The organism is Elioraea thermophila (ex Habib et al. 2022) (assembly GCF_003336755.1).
In the GTDB taxonomy this organism is placed as follows: domain Bacteria; phylum Pseudomonadota; class Alphaproteobacteria; order Acetobacterales; family Acetobacteraceae; genus Elioraea; species Elioraea thermophila.
This window is the reverse complement of sequence record NZ_KZ851831.1, coordinates 1-17,882: the sequence shown is the minus strand read 5'-3', so window position 1 is coordinate 17,882 and position 17,882 is coordinate 1. Positions and strand designations below refer to the sequence as shown.

The 17,882-nt window shown below is 72.4% G+C and carries 21 protein-coding genes; 8 read left to right on the top strand and 13 right to left on the bottom strand.

Features of this window, described 5'->3' with window-relative positions:
• Window positions 1-125: 125 nt before the first annotated feature.
• Window positions 126-1,427 carry an alpha/beta fold hydrolase gene (locus DWB05_RS00105; RefSeq protein ID WP_114373654.1) on the top strand — a complete coding sequence of 434 codons (1,302 nt, stop codon included), beginning with the start codon at window positions 126-128 and terminating at the stop codon, window positions 1,425-1,427.
• Window positions 1,428-1,515: 88 nt separating this feature from the next.
• A complete protein-coding gene (locus DWB05_RS00100) occupies window positions 1,516-2,691 on the top strand; it encodes an acetyl-CoA C-acetyltransferase (RefSeq protein ID WP_114373651.1) in 1,176 nt (391 codons plus the stop codon).
• An 88-nt stretch (window positions 2,692-2,779) separates the two neighbouring features.
• Here DWB05_RS00100 and DWB05_RS00095 read toward each other — a convergent pair whose 3' ends face one another.
• The 7 genes from DWB05_RS00095 to DWB05_RS00065 form a co-directional block, all read right to left on the bottom strand.
• A complete protein-coding gene (locus tag DWB05_RS00095) occupies window positions 2,780-3,259 on the bottom strand; it encodes a DsrE family protein (RefSeq protein WP_198669003.1) in 480 nt (159 codons plus the stop codon).
• The gene (locus tag DWB05_RS00090) at window positions 3,243-3,719 is read right to left on the bottom strand and encodes a copper chaperone PCu(A)C (RefSeq protein ID WP_114373648.1); all 477 of its coding nucleotides are present in this window, start codon (window positions 3,717-3,719) and stop codon (window positions 3,243-3,245) included. Before DWB05_RS00090 ends, DWB05_RS00095 begins: the two co-directional genes overlap by 17 nt.
• Entirely contained in the window at window positions 3,716-4,378 is a 663-nt protein-coding gene (locus DWB05_RS00085) for an SCO family protein (protein WP_198669002.1), read from the bottom strand. The genes DWB05_RS00090 and DWB05_RS00085 overlap by 4 nt, the downstream gene beginning before the upstream one ends.
• Window positions 4,375-4,962, bottom strand: coding sequence for a hypothetical protein (locus DWB05_RS00080; RefSeq protein WP_157967008.1), 588 nt, complete (start codon window positions 4,960-4,962; stop codon window positions 4,375-4,377). The genes DWB05_RS00085 and DWB05_RS00080 overlap by 4 nt, the downstream gene beginning before the upstream one ends.
• Before the next feature lie 5 nt (window positions 4,963-4,967).
• A complete protein-coding gene (locus tag DWB05_RS00075; RefSeq protein ID WP_114373642.1) occupies window positions 4,968-5,312 on the bottom strand; it encodes a hypothetical protein in 345 nt (114 codons plus the stop codon).
• Window positions 5,313-5,323: 11 nt separating this feature from the next.
• The gene (locus DWB05_RS00070; RefSeq protein WP_114373639.1) at window positions 5,324-6,724 is read right to left on the bottom strand and encodes a YncE family protein; all 1,401 of its coding nucleotides are present in this window, start codon (window positions 6,722-6,724) and stop codon (window positions 5,324-5,326) included.
• A gap of 67 nt (window positions 6,725-6,791) precedes the next feature.
• Window positions 6,792-7,178, bottom strand: coding sequence for a hypothetical protein (locus DWB05_RS00065; RefSeq protein ID WP_157967007.1), 387 nt, complete (start codon window positions 7,176-7,178; stop codon window positions 6,792-6,794).
• 140 nt (window positions 7,179-7,318) lie between these two features.
• Between DWB05_RS00065 and phbB the strand changes: the two genes are divergently transcribed.
• Together phbB and DWB05_RS00055 are read left to right on the top strand one after the other, a co-directional pair.
• Complete coding sequence (gene phbB, locus DWB05_RS00060) at window positions 7,319-8,041, top strand: acetoacetyl-CoA reductase (RefSeq protein WP_114373632.1); 723 nt, start codon at window positions 7,319-7,321, stop codon at window positions 8,039-8,041.
• The gene (locus tag DWB05_RS00055; RefSeq protein WP_114373629.1) at window positions 8,038-8,436 is read left to right on the top strand and encodes a carboxymuconolactone decarboxylase family protein; all 399 of its coding nucleotides are present in this window, start codon (window positions 8,038-8,040) and stop codon (window positions 8,434-8,436) included. Before phbB ends, DWB05_RS00055 begins: the two co-directional genes overlap by 4 nt.
• Here the strand turns inward: DWB05_RS00055 and DWB05_RS00050 are convergent.
• Genes DWB05_RS00050 through otsB form a run of 5 tightly spaced genes read right to left on the bottom strand, consistent with a single transcriptional unit; the run spans window position 8,412 to window position 13,591 of the window.
• Window positions 8,412-8,864 carry a cupin domain-containing protein gene (locus DWB05_RS00050; protein WP_232818324.1) on the bottom strand — a complete coding sequence of 151 codons (453 nt, stop codon included), beginning with the start codon at window positions 8,862-8,864 and terminating at the stop codon, window positions 8,412-8,414. The two genes, DWB05_RS00055 and DWB05_RS00050, sit on opposite strands and share 25 nt — an antisense overlap.
• Before the next feature lie 47 nt (window positions 8,865-8,911).
• Window positions 8,912-9,643 carry a hydroxyacylglutathione hydrolase gene (gene gloB, locus DWB05_RS00045; protein ID WP_114373626.1) on the bottom strand — a complete coding sequence of 244 codons (732 nt, stop codon included), beginning with the start codon at window positions 9,641-9,643 and terminating at the stop codon, window positions 8,912-8,914.
• Between the two features lie 32 nt (window positions 9,644-9,675).
• Complete coding sequence (locus tag DWB05_RS00040; RefSeq protein WP_114373623.1) at window positions 9,676-11,049, bottom strand: alpha,alpha-trehalose-phosphate synthase (UDP-forming); 1,374 nt, start codon at window positions 11,047-11,049, stop codon at window positions 9,676-9,678.
• Window positions 11,034-12,839 (bottom strand): glycoside hydrolase family 15 protein, encoded by a 1,806-nt coding sequence (locus DWB05_RS00035; RefSeq protein ID WP_114374197.1) that lies wholly within the window; start codon window positions 12,837-12,839, stop codon window positions 11,034-11,036. The genes DWB05_RS00040 and DWB05_RS00035 overlap by 16 nt, the downstream gene beginning before the upstream one ends.
• Window positions 12,836-13,591 carry a trehalose-phosphatase gene (otsB, locus tag DWB05_RS00030; RefSeq protein ID WP_198669001.1) on the bottom strand — a complete coding sequence of 252 codons (756 nt, stop codon included), beginning with the start codon at window positions 13,589-13,591 and terminating at the stop codon, window positions 12,836-12,838. The genes DWB05_RS00035 and otsB overlap by 4 nt, the downstream gene beginning before the upstream one ends.
• Before the next feature lie 204 nt (window positions 13,592-13,795).
• Between otsB and DWB05_RS00025 the strand changes: the two genes are divergently transcribed.
• The 4 genes from DWB05_RS00025 (at window position 13,796) to DWB05_RS00010 (ending at window position 15,818) form a co-directional block, all read left to right on the top strand.
• Window positions 13,796-14,527, top strand: a complete 732-nt coding sequence (locus DWB05_RS00025) for a class I SAM-dependent methyltransferase (protein WP_114373617.1) — start codon at window positions 13,796-13,798, stop codon at window positions 14,525-14,527.
• Window positions 14,527-15,093, top strand: a complete 567-nt coding sequence (locus DWB05_RS00020; RefSeq protein WP_114373611.1) for a RecX family transcriptional regulator — start codon at window positions 14,527-14,529, stop codon at window positions 15,091-15,093. The genes DWB05_RS00025 and DWB05_RS00020 overlap by 1 nt, the downstream gene beginning before the upstream one ends.
• Before the next feature lie 13 nt (window positions 15,094-15,106).
• Window positions 15,107-15,415 carry an AzlC family ABC transporter permease gene (locus DWB05_RS00015; RefSeq protein WP_232818323.1) on the top strand — a complete coding sequence of 103 codons (309 nt, stop codon included), beginning with the start codon at window positions 15,107-15,109 and terminating at the stop codon, window positions 15,413-15,415.
• A 100-nt stretch (window positions 15,416-15,515) separates the two neighbouring features.
• A complete protein-coding gene (locus tag DWB05_RS00010) occupies window positions 15,516-15,818 on the top strand; it encodes an AzlD family protein (protein ID WP_114373608.1) in 303 nt (100 codons plus the stop codon).
• 4 nt (window positions 15,819-15,822) lie between these two features.
• Here the strand turns inward: DWB05_RS00010 and DWB05_RS00005 are convergent.
• The coding region (locus DWB05_RS00005) for a mechanosensitive ion channel domain-containing protein (RefSeq protein WP_114373605.1) at window positions 15,823-17,882 on the bottom strand (2,060 nt) is incomplete at its 5' end.

Genomic DNA, 17,882 nt, shown 5'->3' with positions numbered 1-17,882 from the left:
GCAGAGCGAACTCGCCGCCCTGGCGACGGACCGCGAAGCGCAGGAGACCTGGATCAGGCTCCTTGCGCTGTGGGCCGGTTTCGCCTCCGCCGGGCTGCGCGCCGCCCCGCGTTCGGCGGCCGAGGATGAACCCTTCCTCGCCGGGGCCCCTGAGGCGACGGGGCCCGCGCCCGCTCGTGCTGCACCTGATGCTCGCGGCACTGAGGCGAACGGCCCTGCCGGCAGCCCTGCTGAGCCTCTCCTCGCCGCCATCCTCGAGCGGCTCGACGCCATCGAACGCCGCCTCGCCGCCCTGGAAAGCGCTCCTCGACGCGATCCTACGCCCGGACGACCCGCGCCTCGCCGACCTCGCAAGCCGGCTGCAGCGGAGCGGCCACGACCCGACTGACCTCGCGCTGGCCGCCTTCCGCGCGCTCGCCGAGGACGATCGGGCGCTGATCGCCGGCATCGCCGCCTACCGCCGGCATCCCTGGCAGAGACGGCTCGCGGATCCGCCCGTGCTGTGGACGGAGGGAAACTCCCGCCTGCTCGACTACGGCGCGACTGCGCCCTCGCCGCCCTCGGGAGCCACCATCCTGGTCGTTCCCTCCCTCGTCAACCGGGCGCACGTCCTCGATCTGATGGAGGGCGGGTCGATGCTGCGCTGGCTCGCAGCACGGGGCCTTCGCCCCCTGCTGCTTGATTGGGGCTGGCCAGGGGAGACGGAGCGGGGATTCACCCTCACCGACTACATCGCCGGCCGGCTCGAGCGCGCGCTGGTCGCCGCCTCCAGCCTCGCCGAGGGCCCCGTTGCCCTCGTCGGCTACTGCATGGGCGGCCTGCTCGCCCTCGCCGCCGCGCAGCGGCGGCCGGACCTCGTGCGGGCTCTCGCCCTCCTCGCCACGCCGTGGGACTTCCACGCCGGCGACCCGGACCGCGCCCGTTTCGTCGCCGCCCTCGTCCCCCTGTTCGAGCCGGCTCTCGCCCTGCACGACGCGCTGCCCGTCGATCTCCTGCAGACCCTGTTCGCCCTGCTCGATCCGTTCGGGGTCGCCGCCAAGTACCGCGCCTTCGCCCGGCTCGACCCGACGTCGCCGCGCGCGCGGCTCTTCGTCGCGCTCGAGGACTGGCTGAACGACGGCGTACCGCTCGCCGCGCCGGTGGCGCGCGAATGCCTCACCGGTTGGTACGGACGCAACGACCCCGCCCGCGGCGCGTGGCGCATCGCGGGGCTTGCGGTGGATCCGCGCGCGATCGCCGCCCCCGGCTTCGTCGCCATCCCTGCGCGGGATCGCATCGTGCCGCCCGAGTCCGCCCGGCCTCTCGCCGCCCTCCTGCCGCGCGCCACGGTGCACGAGCCGGCCGCGGGGCACATCGGCATGGCCGCCGGGTCGGGGGCGGAAACGGCGCTGTGGCGCCCGCTCGCCGAATGGCTCGCCACGGTCTGAGGGGCTGGCCTGCCCGTCTTCCCGGTTCCTTTCGGCACTGCACCATGGCAAGAAGGGTCACAACGACACCCTCCGGAGGAGAGCCGTCATGACCGAGGTCGTCATCGCCGCAGCCGCGCGTACGCCCGTGGGCAACTTCAACGGGGCCTTCGCCTCGCTTGCCGCCCATGAGCTCGGCGCGGTGGCGATCAAGGGCGCGCTCGCGCGGGCCAAGGTGGCGCCCGAGGAGGTGGACGAGGTGGTGATGGGCCAGATCCTCACCGCCGGCGCCGGTCAGAACCCCGCCCGCCAAGCGGCGATGGCGGCGGGTATTCCGCACGAGAAGACCGCCTTCGGCATCAACCAGCTCTGCGGGTCGGGGCTGAGGTCGGTCGCCCTTGGCTTCCAGGCCATCCGCCAGGGCGATGCGAAGATCGTCGTCGCCGGCGGGCAGGAGAGCATGACCCAGGCGCCGCACTGCGCCAATTTGCGCGCAGGCCAGAAGATGGGCGAGCTCACGCTCCTCGACACCATGCTGAAGGACGGGCTGTGGGACGCTTTCCACGGCTACCACATGGGTGTGACCGCGGAGAACGTTGCACAGAAGTATCAGATCACCCGCGCCGAGCAGGACGAGTTCGCCTACCACTCGCAGCGCAAGGCCGCCGAGGCGATGGCGGCCGGCCGCTTCAAGGACGAGATCGTCCCCGTCACCGTGAAGGGCCGCAAGGGCGACGTGGTGGTCGAACAGGACGAGTATCCGAAACCCGACACCACGATCGAGGTGCTGGCGAAGCTCCGTCCGGCCTTCAGCAAGGATGGCACGGTCACCGCCGGCAACGCCTCGGGCATCAACGACGGCGCGGCGGCGGTGGTGCTGATGACGGCCGAGGAGGCGGAGAAGCGCGGCATCACGCCGCTCGCGCGCATCGTCGCCTGGGCCACCGCCGGGGTGGATCCGGCGATCATGGGCACGGGGCCCATCCCTGCTTCGCGCGCGGCGCTGGCCAAGGCCGGCTGGAAAGTGGCCGATCTCGACCTGATCGAGGCGAACGAGGCCTTCGCCGCCCAGGCGATTTCGGTGAACAATGAGATGGGCTGGGACACCGCGAAGGTGAACGTGAACGGCGGTGCGATCGCCCTCGGTCACCCGATCGGCGCTTCCGGCGCGCGGGTGCTGACCACGCTTCTCTACGAGATGCAGCGCCGCGGCGCGAAGAAGGGCCTCGCCACGCTGTGCATCGGCGGCGGCATGGGGATCGCGATGTGCGTGGAGCGCGGCTGACCGTTCGCCGCCCGCGGGGTTCCTGGAGAGAAAGAAGGGGGTGCCTGGGCACCCCCTTCGTCCTTCCGCCGGCCGGCTCGGCAACGCCTCACCAGGTGAGGGTTCGGATGTTCGGCCCCATCATCGCCGGCAGGACGACGTCGGGTGCCCCCATCACCACGCCGTCGATGAGGTCGTCCTTCGTCAGGCCGGCCACCCGCGAGCACATCATGCACGCGATCACCTGTCCACCATCGGCGATGAAAGCGCGCAGCATGCTGTGGATGTCCGGCGTCTCCGGGTTGAGCCGGGCCGGGGCGCGCCGCTTGTCGGCGAGATAGACGGCGCGGATGTTCAGCCAGATCGTCACCGGCCGGTAGCCGCCCTTCAGCGCCCGCTGATGGGCGAAGAAGATGGCCTTCGAGGCGGCCCAGACATCATCCGTGGTCAGGTTGACGAAGAGCCCCGGCTTCTCCTCGGCCTGAGCCGAGGCGAACGGTGTGCTGATCGCTGCAGCCGCAATCACGCTGCGGAGCAAACGGCGGCGGTCGAGCATGCCCGGATCTCCCGCCTCAGTGGCGATGGCCATGCCCATGGCCGTGGCCGTGCCCCGTCGCTCCCGGGGCCAGTACGGGCACCTCGATCGTCCGTTCGCCGGCGTTGCGGAAGCGGAGCGTGAGCGGGATCTTCTCGCCGGCCTTCAGGTCGCGCGTGAGATCGATCAGCATCACGTGCAGCCCGCCCGGCCGCAGCACGGCAGGTTCGCCCACGTTCACCTCGATGGCGTTCACCGGCCGCATGCGCATCACGCCGCCGTCCATGATGTGCGTGTGCAGTTCGACCACGCGGGCGACCGGCGAGGAGGCGGCGATGAGCTCGTCCTTCTCCGTCCCGTGGTTGTGGATGGTCATGTAGGCGGCGCTGTTGCGCCCGGAGAGCGAGGCCCTCGCCCAGGGCTCGACGATCTCCACCTTGTCCTGCGCGGCCTCGGCCAGGGGCACGAGGGCAAGCGCGGCGACGGTTGCGAGAAGAAAACGACGTGCGATCATGAGCGTCCTCCTTGTGGTTGCATGGTCGAAACGCGCGGCGCGGCGGCGATGGCGCGGCGCATCGCCTCCGCCATCTGCTCGGGGGTGGTCTGCGGGTTGAACAGGGCGATGAACTCGCCCTGCCGGCCCATCAGATAGATGAAGGCGGAGTGGTCCATCGTGTACTCGTCAGGCCCGGGCCCTGTGCGCACCTTGGCGTAGTAGGCGCGATAGGCGCGCGCCGCGGCGGCGATCTCGGCCTCCGTCCCGGTGAGCCCGACGAGCCGCGGGTGGAACAGGTCCGTGTACTGCGCGAGCGCGGCCGGGGTGTCGCGCTCCGGGTCGACGGTGATCAGGATCGGTACCACCTCCTCGGCCTCCGCGCCCAAGAGGTCGAGGGCAGCCGCCATCTTGGCGAGTTCGGTCGGGCAGACGTCGGGGCAGTAGGTGAAGCCGAAATAGATCAGCATGAACCGGCCGCGGAACGTCTCGTTCGTCACCCGCGCTCCCGTCTCGTCGGTCAGGGCGAAGGGCCCGCCCAGGGTGACTCCCGCCGGCAGCGCGACTTGGACCTGGTGCGTCTTCGGCGGCGAAAGCCACGCAGGAACGACCAGCCATGCCGCTCCGCCCGCCACCGCCGCCGTGACGATGGCCAGCCCGATCCGTTGCCAAGTCGTCACGACGCGTCGCCCTGATTGGCGATGACGAGGATCGTGCCGAACACGACCGGCACGAGGGCGAGTACGGCGTAGAACAGCACCGCCGGCGTCCACAGGATGGCGAGCAGGGCGAGCGCCATCGCGACGTTGAACAGGAACAGCAGGATGTGCCCGGCACTCCAGCCCTCGCCGCGCACTGCCCGGCCGGAGGCGCGCTCGCCCTCCGGCGAGGCGGCCCGCCAGCCGAGGAAGGCGACGGCGGCGACGGCGAGCCCGACGAGCGCGATCGAGATCGCGGGGCGATCGAGCGAGGCCATCCAGAACAGCCCGACGAGGCCGATCAGCACGATCGCCGCCGGCAGCGCGACGGTGAAAAGCCGCGCGAGACGCAGCCGCGACGGCGAGGCGATGCCGTCTCCCATCTCGCGCAGGTTGCGAATCCAGAACAGACCGGCGAGCGGCAGGGACGACAGCAGCAGGACGACGGCCTCCGGGCCGTCGAAGCCCGACTTCACGCCCTGGACGCCGGAAAACCAGAAGCCGGCCCAGAGCAGGAACGGGGTCAGCATGAACCCCGCCACCGCGAAGGGGACGGCGCGTGCCACGTGTTTCATCGTTGTGCGTGCTCCTCGTGTTGCCAGATGGATGGGGTTGCCCCCGCCCGCGCCTCGATGCGGCCGACGAGCCGAGCGAGGCGCGCGGCTTCCTCCGCCCCGAAGCCGGGGTCGCCGATCGCGCAGGCCTCGCGCGCGCGGGCCAGGCTGCGCTCGAGGCGGATCCGCTCCGCCGCGGTCGCGTACGGCAGCACGGCCTCGGCCGCCGGCGCGGTTTCGGCGAGCGCGGCCTCGCAGACCCGGGTGAGCTGCGCGTTGATCTCCTCGGGGTCGCAGGCGAGGGCCGGGGCGACGACCGCCCCGGCCACCCCGGCGCCGAACAGGATCCGACGCCATGCCATCGTCCCCTCCCTCAGCGCCCGGCCAGCACGATCGTGCCCGGCGCCTTGGTCGGCCCCGCCGAGGGGCTCCAGGCCGCGACCCGGTTCGGCTCCGCCGCCACCGCAAGCCGCTTCACCGCGCGACGCGCCGCGAGATCGACCACCGTGACGGAGGCGTCCTGATTGCCGGGGACGAACAGGAACCGCCCGTCGCGGGTGATGGCGGCGTCGCGGTGGCCTGCCGACTTGCCCACCGGGACGGAGGCGACCTGAACGGGCTTGGCGGGATCCGCGAGGTCGAACAGGGCGAGCACCTCGGCCCGGCCGGGCTCGCTCGCGTTCAGCGTGCCGACCGTGACGGCGAGCGTCGCCCCGTCCGGCGTGACGAAGGCATAGGCCGGACGGGCGCCGGCGGCGGAGGCCGGCAGGGCGCCGCAGCCGGCGTCGTACAGGATTGGGACCTGCGCGGCGAGGCGCCTCTCCGTCCCGTCGATCACCGCGAGCTGGCCGATCTGGCAGGGACCGCCGGCGCGCTCACCCTCTCCGCCCGTGCGCGGCGTGTTCTGCGGCCCGTAGGCGAAGCGCCCGCCCGGGTGGACGGCGATCGACGCCCCGCCCGACCCGCCCGTCGTCTGCAGCACGGCGGCGAGCCGCGGTGGGGTCGCCTCGGCCTCGATCAGGATGAACTGTCCCGTGCCGTTGGCGTTGTGCGCGTGCAGGCCCGAGGCGGCGAGGGTCGCCGCGCCATGCGGCCCGGGCCGCCGCCCCTGCCGTCCCGTGGGGTCGCAGGCCGGCCGGCCGTCCTTGCCGTCGAGCCCGAGATCGGCCCCCGTCACCGCCAGCAGGCGGCCCGGCTTCGCCGGGTCGGTGATGTCGTACACACCCACCACCTCGTCGCAGTCGGCGATGTTGGAGGCGGAGAAGCGCAGCCCGTCGCGCGAGAAGGCGAGCTTGTGATGCCCGATGCCGAGCTGCACCTCGCCCGCCACCTTGGGTGCCGCGGGGTCGGTGGCGTCGATGATCAGGGCGGAGTTGTCCGACCGCGTCGGGCGCTGCGCGTTGCCATCGTTGGCGATGACGACGAGGCGGCGCCCATCCGGCCGGTCGGGCGCGAGATAAAGGTGCACGGGGCGCGTGCCGCCGATGCCGGAGGAGGGGATGCGGCCGACCTCGCGCAAGGTCCGGGCGTCCACCAGCACCACCTGGTTGGCGTCGCGATGGTTGAGGACGAGGAGCCCCTCCGGCGTGATCAGCATGTCGGAGGAGAGGCCCGGGGTGGCGAAGCGGGCCTTCTCGTCTCCTGTTGCCGCGTCGTAGGCGACGAGGGCGTCGCGGGCGGAGACGAAGAGGATGGTGTCGGCGGGCGGCGCGGCCGAGGCCGTGCCGGCGAGGAGGGCGGCGGCCAGGGCCGCGCCCGGAAGCGTGCGTGTCATCTGGGGTCTCCCCTCGAAACGGTCTTCTGCAGGGTGATGCGCCGCCGGGACGGCGCGTCTCGTCCGGTCAGGCCGTTTCGGGCGGGGCGGTCGGCGGGTGGTCCTGAGCCGATAGCAGGGGCGGGGCGCGCGGCGAGGAATCGGCGCGCGTCAGGTCACGCCGCACGACGAGCCGATCGAGGCTCGGCACCGCCGGGGCCGGCGGCAGCTCGGCCCCGGGCAGGGCGGCGCAGAGCAGGCAAGGAGCGGAGGCATGGTCCCGATGCTCGGCCGGCTCCACCGGCTGCCCGTCGGGTCCGACCGCGATGGTGACCTTCCCCTCGAGGGTGCAAAGCTCGACCAGCCACGCCTCGCCGCCGGCGGCAGCGGAGGAGGGAGCGCGCAGCGGCACCCCGGCCGCGGTGAGAAACACCACGGCGGCAAGAAGCCTGAGCAAACCGCTCCGCCATGCCATGGCCGGCATGTAGCGACAGGAGCCGGGTCCGTCCAGGGCGGCGGCGGGGCTTGCGGTCGCGCCCCTGGCGGGGCAAGGCTTGCGGCGGGGCGCCGTCCGGCGCGCCGTCCAGCCAACAGCACGAGGGGGGAACGTCATCCATGGCACGTGTGGCTCTCGTCACCGGCGGCACCCGCGGCATCGGCGCCGGCATCTGCAAGGCGCTCATCGCCCAGGGGCGAACGGTCGTCGCTTCTTACGCCGGCAACGATGCGGCCGCCCAGGCTTTCGCCGCCGAGACGGGCTGCAAGGTGTACAAGTTCGACGCCGCCGACTTCGCGGCCTGCGAGGAGGCGGTGAAGCGCATCGAGGCCGAAGTGGGCCCGATCGAGATCCTGGTCAACAACGCCGGCATCACCCGCGACGCCACGCTCCGCCGCATGACGCGCGAGATGTGGGACGCGGTGATCGACACCAATCTCGGCTCCTGCTTCAACCTCTGTAAGCTGACCTGGGACGGGATGAACGCGCGCAAGTTCGGGCGCATCGTCAACATCTCCTCCGTCAACGGGCTCGCCGGGCAGTTCGGCCAGGTCAACTACTCGGCGGCGAAGGCCGGCATGATCGGCTTCACCAAGGCGCTCGCCCAGGAAGGGGCGCGCAACGGCATCACGGTGAACGCGGTGGCCCCCGGCTACACGGACACCGACATGGTGCGGGCCGTGCCGCAGGACGTGCTCGAGAAGATCATCGCCCGCATCCCGGTGGGCAGGCTCGGCACGGTGGAGGACATCGCGCGCTGTGTGGCTTTCCTCACCGCGGACGAGGCCTCGTTCATCACCGGCGCCACCTTGTCGGTGAACGGCGGGCAGTACATGGCGTGAGCGCCTCGAGCCCTCCCTCACCGCCGCTCGTCGCGTACGAGAACGCCTCGGCGGAAGTGCGCGCGGTGTTCGACGACATCAAGCGCACCCGGAACATTCCGGATGTCAACAACTTCTGGAAGGCGCTCGCGCGGCACCCCGACACGCTGCGCCGCACCTGGGCCACGCTGAAGGAGGTGATGGCGCCGGGCGCACTCGATGCGCGCACGAAGGAGATGCTTTACCTCGCCGTCTCGCTCGCCAACGGGTGCGCCTACTGTGTCGCGAGCCACGAGCGGGCGGCGCGCAAGCAGGGCATGACGGAGGAAATGTACGCCGAGCTGCTCGCCGTCGTCGCCCAGGCCTGCGAGACCAATCTGCTGGCCGAGGCCTATCGCGTCCCGCTCGACGAGTGAGGGGCGTGGCCGCCGGCAGGCCGCGGGGTGGGGCGCCAATCGGGGGGTGCGAGTTCGAAGCCCGCGAAGGTGAAGGCGGGGCTCACCGTGCAGCCGACCAGGGTCCACCGTCCCAGGCAGGCGGCCGTCTGCCACCAAAGCGCCGGAACGATCCGCTGCGGCAACTGATGCGCGTCGAGATCGGGCCCGAGCAGATGCGCCTCGGCGTCGTGCCCATCAGGCGAGAGGGTGAGCACGAGCGGAGCACCACCGTACCAGTGCCAGATCTCGGTGGCGTCCACCCGGTGCCAGTGCGAGGTCTCCTCGGCCTTCAAAAGATAGAGGATGGCCGTTCCCGCGCCGCGCGAACCATCGGCCGGCGAATCCCGCCAGGTCTCGCGGAACCACCCGCCCTCGGGGTGCGGAGCGAGGCCGAGGGCTTCGATCACCGCTTCGGCCTCGGTCGCCGGATCGAGGAGGTGGAGGCCGGCGGGCTTCAGCGGAACGAATCCTTCTCGGAACGGAGGCGGGCGAACTCGGCCGCGTCGCGCGCGCGCAGGAACGGGTTGGTCGCCTTCTCGAGGCCGAGCGGCACGGGAAGCGTGGGCCGCCCTTCCGCGCGCAGCCTCCGCACCTCCTCCGCCCGCGCGGCCAGCGCCGCGTTGGCGGGATCGACGTGGCGGGCGAAGCGGGCATTCGCCTCCGTGTACTCGTGGCCGCACAGCACCATCGTGTCGTCGGGCAGGGCGGCGAGCCGACGCAGGCTCTCGAACATCTCCGCCATCGTGCCTTCGAACACCCGTCCGCAGCCGAGCGAGAAGAGCGTGTCGCCGCAGGCCAGTACCCGCGCCTCGCTGAAATGGTAGGCGATGTGGCCCGAGGTGTGGCCGGGGGTGGCGAGCACCGTCGCCGCGCTGTCGCCGACCGAGACGGTGTCGCCGGGGGCGAGTTCGCGATCGAGCGGAGGCAGGCGGTGGCGGTCCGCCGCCGCGCCGACGAGTTCGGCACCGAAACGGGCGCGCAACTCGGCGGCACCGCCGACATGATCGGCATGGTGGTGGGTGAGCAGGATCAGGTCGAGCGGCCACGACTTGGCGGCGAGCGCTCGCTCGACCGGCCCCGCCTCACCGGGATCGACCACCGCCACCGCCCCCGTTTCGCGGTCGCGCAGGAGCCACGCGTAGTTGTCGCTGAGGCAGGGGACGGCGACGATGTCGAGGCCGGGCATCGGCTCTCGCTTAGCATCGCCGCCCGTCCGCGTCACGGTCCCGGGCAGGCTTCCAGGCGGTCGAGGAAGGCCTTCGCCCAGGCCGCCGCCGTCGCCTCGCGCAGCCGCGCCATCATCGCCTCCCATCGCGTGCGACGCTCCTCGAGCGGCATGGCGAGCGCGCGGGCGAGGGCTTCCGCGATCTCCTGCGGGTCGTGCGGGTTGACGATCAGCGCCTCGGTGAGCTCCGCCGCGGCACCGGCGAAGGCGGAGAGGATGAGCACGCCGGGATCGGTCGCGTCCTGGGCGGCGACGAACTCCTTCGCGACCAGGTTCATGCCGTCGCGCATCGGCGTGACCAGCCCCACCCGGGCGATGCGGAAGAAGCCGGCAAGCGTGGTGCGCGGCACCTCGCGCGTGAGGTAGCGCAGGGGCGTCCAGTCGAACTCGGCGTGCTCGCCGTTGATCCGCCCCGCCAGGCGGTCGAGTTCGCGCCTGAGCGCCCGATACTGCGCCACCTCGACGCGCGAGCGGGCGGCGACCTGCAGGTAGGTGACGCGCCGGCGCCAGGACGGCTCGAGATGGAGCAGGGAATCGTAGGCAAGGAAACGGTTGATCAGGCCTTTCGAGTAGTCGAGGCGATCGACGCCGATGACGAGCAACCGCTCGCCGAGGCTTTCGCGCAGCTGGCGCACGGCGCGGCCCTTCGCGGCGCGGGCGGCGGTGCGCGCGAAGCCCTGGGTGTCGATGCCGATCGGGAATGTTGCGACAGCTGTTCGTCGGCCGTCGTGCGTCACCGTGCCGTCCGCCACCGCGGCACCGAGGCAGCGCGCGCAGCAGGCGAGGAAATTGGCGCGATCGCCCTCGGTCTGGAAGCCGACGAGGTCGGCGGCGAGCAGCGACTCGAGAAGGCTTCCGCCCTGCGGCAGGGCGCACCACACGTCGGGCGGTGGGAAGGGCACGTGCAGGAAGAACCCCACACGACCCGCGAAGCCGCGGCTGCGGAGTTCGCGCGGCACCAGCATCAGCTGGTAGTCGTGCACCCAGACGACATCGTCGGCCGAGAGGAGGGGCGCGAGTGCCGCGGCGAAGGCGGCGTTGACGCGGGCATAGGCGGCGAGCGCCGCGCGGTCGAACTCCATCAGCCCGAGCCGGTAGTGCAGCAGCGGCCAGAGCGTGCCGTTGGCGAACCCGGCGTAGAACGGCGCGTGGTCGGCCGAGGCGATGTCGAACCGGGCGTAAGCCACCCCGCCGTGCGCGACGATGTCAGGCTCCGGCGAGGGGGCAGGTGCCGTGCGTCCGCTCCAGCCGAACCAGAGCCCCCGCCGTGCCTTCAGCGCATCGGCGATGCCGACGGCGAGACCGCCGGCCGCCGCGCCGCGCTTCGGTTCGGCGACCCGGTAGGAGACGATCACGAGGCGCGCCACAGCGCCTCCTCCCAGGACCGCGACAGCCGCATCGCGGACAGGATCAGCCCCACCATGGAGTAGGCCTGCGGGAAGTTGCCCCAGAGCTGGCCGGTGCGCGGGTCGCAGTCCTCGCTGAACAGGCCGAGGTGGTTGCGGTGGGCGAGCAGTCGTTCGAACAGCGCGCGCGCCTCCGCAAGCCGCCCTTGGCCTGCCAGCGCATCGACATACCAGAAGCTGCAGACCAGGAAGGCCGTCTCGGGCAGGCCGAAATCGTCCGGCTGGTCGTAGCGCAACAGCAAACCGTCGCGCCGGAGCCGCCTTTCGATGCGCGCGAGCGTGGCCCGAAAGCGCGGATCATCATGCGCGACGAAGCCGAGTTCGGGCAGGAGCAGCAGGGCGGCGTCCGTGCCGTCGGCGCCGAAGGCGTCGACGAAGCAGCCGAGATCCTCCCGCCAGGCCTCGCGCAGGATCGCCTCGCGCAGGCGCGCGGCCGAGGCGGCCCAGCGCGCGCGCGCCTCGGCGAGGCCGAGACGGTCGGCGATCGCGGCGAGGCGCGAGAGGCCCGCCCAGCACATCACCGCCGAGTAGGTGTGCACCCGCATCCGTCCGCGATACTCCCAGAGCGACGCATCGGGGGTGAGGGCGACACGCTCCGCCGTCTCGCCCACGGTTTCGAGCAGGCGGAACAGGGCGAGATCGCCCGGGCGCGGCAGGCGGGCGTCGAAGAAGGCCTGGGCGGCGGCGAGGATCACCTGGCCGTAGCTGTCGTTCTGGACCTGGGTGGCGGCGGCGTTGCCGACGCGCACCGGACCATCGCCGAGGAAGCCGGCGAGCGCGGGCGCGATCCGTTCCTCGCTCGAAACCCCGGGCGCCAGGGGATAGAGCGGAGCGAGCGGCGCGCCGGGGTCGGCCAGCACGATGTCGGTGAGGAAGCGGATGAACGCCTCCATCGTGCGGGTGGCGCCGAGCCGGTTCAGCGCCTGCACGCAGAAATAGGAGTCGCGCAGCCAGCAGAAGCGGTAGTCCCAGGTGCGGCCCGACCCGGGGGCCTCCGGGATGGAGGTGGTGAGCGCCGCCGCGATCGCGCCCGTCTCCTCGAAGGTGCACAGCTTGAGCGTGATCGCGGCGCGGATCACCGCCTCCTGCCACTCGAAGGGGATGGAGAGGTAACGCGTCCATTCGAGCCAATAGGCCGCCGTTTCGGCCTCGAAGCGGACGGCGAGTTCGCCGGGCGCCTCGGGCAGCGGTTCGTCCTCGCCGAGGACGAGGGTCACCGGCCGATCGAGCACGAAGGAGGCCTCGTGGGCGATGAAGCTGACCGGGGCATCGGTGGTGACGCGCAGGCTTGTTTCGCCCTCCGCCCAGCGCAGGTGGTTGCTGCCGCCGCGCCGCTGCGGCGTCGCGCTGCCCCAAGCGGCGCGCGGGCGGATGCGGATGGTCACCCGCGGCCGCCCGGAGATGGGTTCGAGGCGGCGGATCACCTGAGTTGGGCGGAAGGAGCGGCCGAAGCGGACGCAGCGGGGCGCGAAGTCGACGAGGCGCACCGCCGCGCCATCCTTCGCCTCAAGCACGGTCTCCAGGATCGCGGTGTTGCGCCGGTAGGCTTGGCGGGTGGTGACGAGACCCTCGACCAGCACGTCCATGAAGCCGCCAGCCGGGTCAACGCCGTCGATCAGGGCGCAGAACACCGGGTCGCCGTCGAGCCGCGGCAGGCAAAGCCAGGTCATCCGCCCGCGCGGGTCGATCAGGGCGGCGACCTGGCAGTTGCCGATCACGCCGAGGTCGAGCGGCTGATGGCGCGCGCTCATCGGCCGAGCGCCCGCGGCAGGGCGGCAAGCCACGCCCGCACCTCGGCAGGGCCCGCCGGCGTATCGTGGCCGAGCAGGATCCCTTCGCCGCCCAAGGCGCGCGCGGCGGCGATGCCGTCGCGGTCGGTCACGTCGTCGCCGAGGAAGAGAGGGCGGCGGCCGGCGAAGGGCGGAGCCTCCATCAGCGCCCGCACCGCGCGGCCCTTGTCGAAGCCGCGCGGACGGATTTCCCGCACCAGCGCCCCCGGCAGCACCTCGTAGCCCGGCCCGGCGCGGGCGGCAAGGTGGAGGGCGAGGGCATGCGCCGCCGACTCGCGATCCGGGCAGGCGCGGACATGAAGGGCGAGGCCGGTCGCCTTCACCTCGAGATGGAGCCCTTCGGCCTCGGCGAGGGCGACCGCCTCGGCGACCAGGGCAGGGTCGAGCGGTGGGGCGTGCCGGCTGACCACGCAATCCGGGCAGGGGCGGAGCTCGCCGCCGTGGCAGCCGGCGGCGGCAAGGCGGGCGGGGGCGAGCAGGCGGTCGATCGCCGCGATCTCGCGCCCCGAGACGATGGCGAGCGCTCCGCCGAGGGCGGCGGCGGCCTGGAGAAGGGCGGACGGCAGGGTCGCGGGCGCGCGGGCCGCCTCCGGCGTCGCTGCAAAGTCGATCAAGGTTCCGTCGAGATCGAGAAGTAACGCCCAGTCGGACCTCACGGGGGGCAGCAGATTTCCGCCCGTCACCGTCATGCCAGGATCCGTCTCGAAACGCATGAGCATCGCATTCTTGGAAGGGTCTTCTCAAAGCTTTCCGGATCTTCGGCCAGGACTGGCCCAGCTTGCCGAGGAATGCAATCGGAACTCACGGATTTGTTCCTGGTCAAGCGATCCCCGTGCCCGCGCTGGCCTCGGCCTGTGTCGGGCGGCCTTCGCTCCGGCAAGGTCGGGTGGAAGCGGGCTCCGTGCTAAGACGCCGCCATGGCGGAGGACGTCGCCGCACTCGCCCATTTCTACGCCTCATCGCACGGCAGGGTGGTCATCGCCATGCTGCGCGCTCGGCTGCGCGCGCTCTGGCCCGTTCGCCCGGGCGCGCGCACGCTGGGCCTGGGCTACGCGCTGCCCTTCCTGCGCATCTGGCGCACCGAAGCGGGCGACTGCACCGTCGCTTGCCTCCCGGCCCAACTCGGGGTCGCGCGCTGGCCGCGCAAGCGGCCCTCGCTCGCTACCGTCGCGCACGAGGACCGGCTCCCCTTTCCGGATCTGCTGTTCGACCGGGTGTTGCTCGTGCACGGCCTGGAGCACGCCGAGCATGCGCGGCGGATGCTGCGCGAGGTCTGGCGGGTGCTGAAGGACGACGGGCGGCTCATGGTGGTGGTGCCGAACCGCACGGGGTGGTGGGCCTATGCCGAGGCGACCCCCTTCGGCCATGGCCGACCGTTTTCCGCCCCGCAACTGTCCCGGTTGCTCGCCTCCGCCATGTTCCGCGAGGTGCGGCGCGACGGCGCGCTGTTCGTGCCGCCCTTCCCCTGGCGGACGCTCTTGCGCGGCGCGGCGGCGTGGGAGCGGGTCGGCCGGCGAATCGGGCCGCGCTTCGCAGGTGTGGCCATCATCGAAGCGGAGAAGGACCTGTTCGGCGCGATCCCCTTGCCCGTGGCCGAATCGGCCACCGTAAGGCGGCGCCGCGCCGTGGTCGCCGCCGATTCGGGCTGATGCCCCGCCGCAGCCGCAATCCTGCTCCGCCCACCGACGCCGCGCTCGAGCAGGCCGCGCTCGCGCACCTCGCGCGCTATGCCGCGACTCGCGCCGCGCTGCTGCGCGTGCTGGAACGGCGCATCGCGCGCTGGGCGGAAGCGACCGGGGCGGAGGAGACGGAGGTCGCTGCGGCGCGGGCGGCGGCGCGGCGGGTGGTGCAGCGGCTCGCCGCGACCGGGGCGGTGAACGACGCCGCCTTCGCCGAGGCCCGCGCACGGCGACTGGCGCGTTCCGGCCGGTCGGCGGTGGCGATCGCCGCCCACCTGGCGCAACGGGGGGCGGGCGAGGAAGCAGGCGCTGCCATCGAGGCCGCGCTTCCCGACGAGGAGGCGGCGATCGCCGCGGCGCTGATCGCGCTCAGGCGTCGCCGGCTCGGTCCCTTCTGCCCCGACCCGGCGGCGACCCGCGACAAGGCCCTCGCCGTCCTCGCCCGCGCCGGATTCTCCCGCCGCATCGCCGAGGCCGCGCTCGCGACCGCGCCGGAGGAGGCTGAGGCCCTGATCGCCCGCTTCCGCCGCGGCTGAGATGCAGGTGGTGGTGAGCCGGGCCGGGGTGGTGCGCGGGCTTCGCCTCGCCGCTCCCCTGACGGTGGGGCTCGTCCCCTTCGGCCTCGTCGTCGGGGTGCTGGCGCAGGGGCTTTCGGCTCTCGAGCAAGCGCTGATGAGCGCTCTCGTCTTCGCCGGCGCGTCGCAGATCCTGGCCCTCGAGCTCTGGACCGACCCGGCGCCGATCGCCTCCGCCGCCCTGGCGGCGGCTGCGGTGAACCTCCGTTTCGCGCTGATGGGCCCCCACCTTGCCGCTTGGTTGGATGCGCTGAAGGGCTGGCGGCGGTGGCTCTCGCCCTGAGCCCGCTCCTGCCGCAGCCTGCGCTGGCCGTGGTGTGCGGCGCGGTCGCGGGAAGCTTGGTCGGCGCCTGGATCGAAACCTCGGGCGGGCGCGGCACGTGATGGTGGATGCCTTTTCGGCGGCCGCCATCCTGGCGATGGCGGCGGTGACCTTCGCCGCCCGCGCCGCGGGCTATGTCGTGCTGCGCCGGATCAGGCCGGGCCCCTTCCTGCGCGCCTTCCTCGAACACCTGCCGGGCACGCTGTTCGTCGCCTTCGTCGCCCCCGCCCTCGTTCGCGAGGGCTGGGCGGGGATGCTCGGCGGGGCGGCCACCTTGCTCGTCATGCGGGCCTCGGGGTCGACCCCGCTCGCGCTGTTCGGCGGGGTCGCCGCGTTCTGGGCCGCGCGGGCGGGCGGGCTCTGAGGCTTCAGGCCGCGCCGGCGATCGCGGCCGCCCGCTTCGCCTCCTGCGAGGGCGGAGAACCGTCCTCGCTCGCCACCACCACCTTGCGGTAGGGGAAGGGGATCTCGATGCCGGCCTCGTCGAACGCCTTCTTGTAGCGGCGGTTGAACTCGCGCGTCACCGCCCACTGGCTGCCCGCATTGGTGCGGAAGCGGGCGCGGATCACCACCGCGCTGTCGGCGAAGCGATCGACGCCGAGGATCTCCAGGGGCTCGCGGATCACCGCCGCCCACCTCCCCTCGGAGCGCATCTGCTCGGCGGTCTTCTTCAGCACCTCGACCACGCGGTCGGTGTCCTCGTGGTAGGCGACGCCGACGTCGAACACGGCGAAGGCGAAGTCCTTCGTCATGTTCGAGACCATGGTGACGGCGCTGAACGGGATGATGTGCACCGTGCCGTCCAGGCTGCGCAGGCGGATGGAGCGGATGGAGAGCCCCTCCACCACCCCCGATTGGCCGGCAACGGAGACGACGTCGCCGACCGCCAGCGCGTCCTCCATCAGCAGGAACACTCCCGTGATCAGGTCCTGCACCAGGCGCTGCGAGCCGAAGCCGATGGCAAGCCCGATCACGCCGGCCCCGGCGAGCAGGGGCGCGATGTTGACCCCGATCTCGGACAGCGTGATCAGCACCACGACGACGACGATGACGACGGTGAGCAACGTGCGCAGCATGGGCAGGAGCGTGCGCACGCGCGCGCTGCGCGCGGCCTGGGCGTCGCGCGCCACCGCATCGAGCCGGCGCTGGATGGCGGCGTTCACGCTCTCCCACACCAGGATCGCGACCAGCACGGTGATGCCGATGGAGGCGAGCGCGCCGAGCAGGCGGTGCCCGACATTGCCGGGGGTGAACCAGGAGAAGGCGTTGAAGCCCCAGGACTGCAGCAGGATCACCGCCGCCGCGGTCCAGATCGCCGCGCCGAGCAGCGTCTTCAGCGCGGGCAGGTAGCGGTTCACCCGCGCCTCGATGCCCGGATGCTTGCCGGCGACCTTGGGATCGACCGCCATCATCCGCTCCATCGCGCGGTTGAGCCCGAGTTCGGCGAGCTTCGCCCCGGCGACGACGAGGATGGTGGTGACGGTGAAGGCGAGGATGCGGCCGTAACCGTCCTCGATCTCGAGCGCGGTGACCACCCAGGCGGCGAGGAGATAGAGCGTTGCGAGGACGTGCCAGACATCCGCGACGCGATTGCGGATCACGGCGAACGCGCCGCGCGCGCCCTCGGGCGCACGCAACACCTCGCGCACGCCCTCGCGGTTCTGCAGCACGACGATGATGAGCAGCAGCGTGATCAGCAGCCACAGCGCCTTGAACAGCCCCGACGCGGTGGCGGAATCGAGGCCGAAGGTGCGCGCGGTCTCGATCGCGGCGAAGCCTGCGAGGGCGACGATGGTGATGCGGTTGACCCAGATCTGCGCGTAGGCCGCGGTCTCGTCCGACATGCCGGGGATCAGCCGGATCGCGGGCGCATCGGGTGAGAAGACGAAGCGGCCGGCGGCACGGGCAAGACGCACGGCGAGATACGCGTTGGCGGCGACGAGCAGCACGAACTGGCGCGACGGCCAGCGCTCCAGCACCGGGATCAGGCTGTAGGCGACCACCGCGAAGGCGGCGACGGGAAGGAGATCGAGCACGAGATCGCCGATCGCCAGCGGAACCCGCCGCAGGTAGGTCTTCGGCGTGTGCGCGAGCAGGCGGCTGCGGATCGGGCGCAGGGCGAGGATGGCGAGACGTTCGGCGATGATGCCGGCGGCGAGCAGCAGCGCGATCTGCCACAGCGCGCGCAGCACGCCGCTCCGCACGGCGGGGTCGGTGGCCACGCGGCCGAGCCAATCGAGCGCGCGCGGCGCATCGGCCAGCGTGTGCAGGATGCCGACCGTGGTGGCGGCGACGGCCTCCGCCCGCGAGGTCAGCTCCCTCAGGAGCAGCGCGCCGAGGCTGTCGGGGGCGAGCGGCAGCGGGGGCTCGGCCGCGGCCGGCGCAGCGGCGGGCGGTGCGGGCGGGGCGGCGGGCTCGGGGGGCGGTG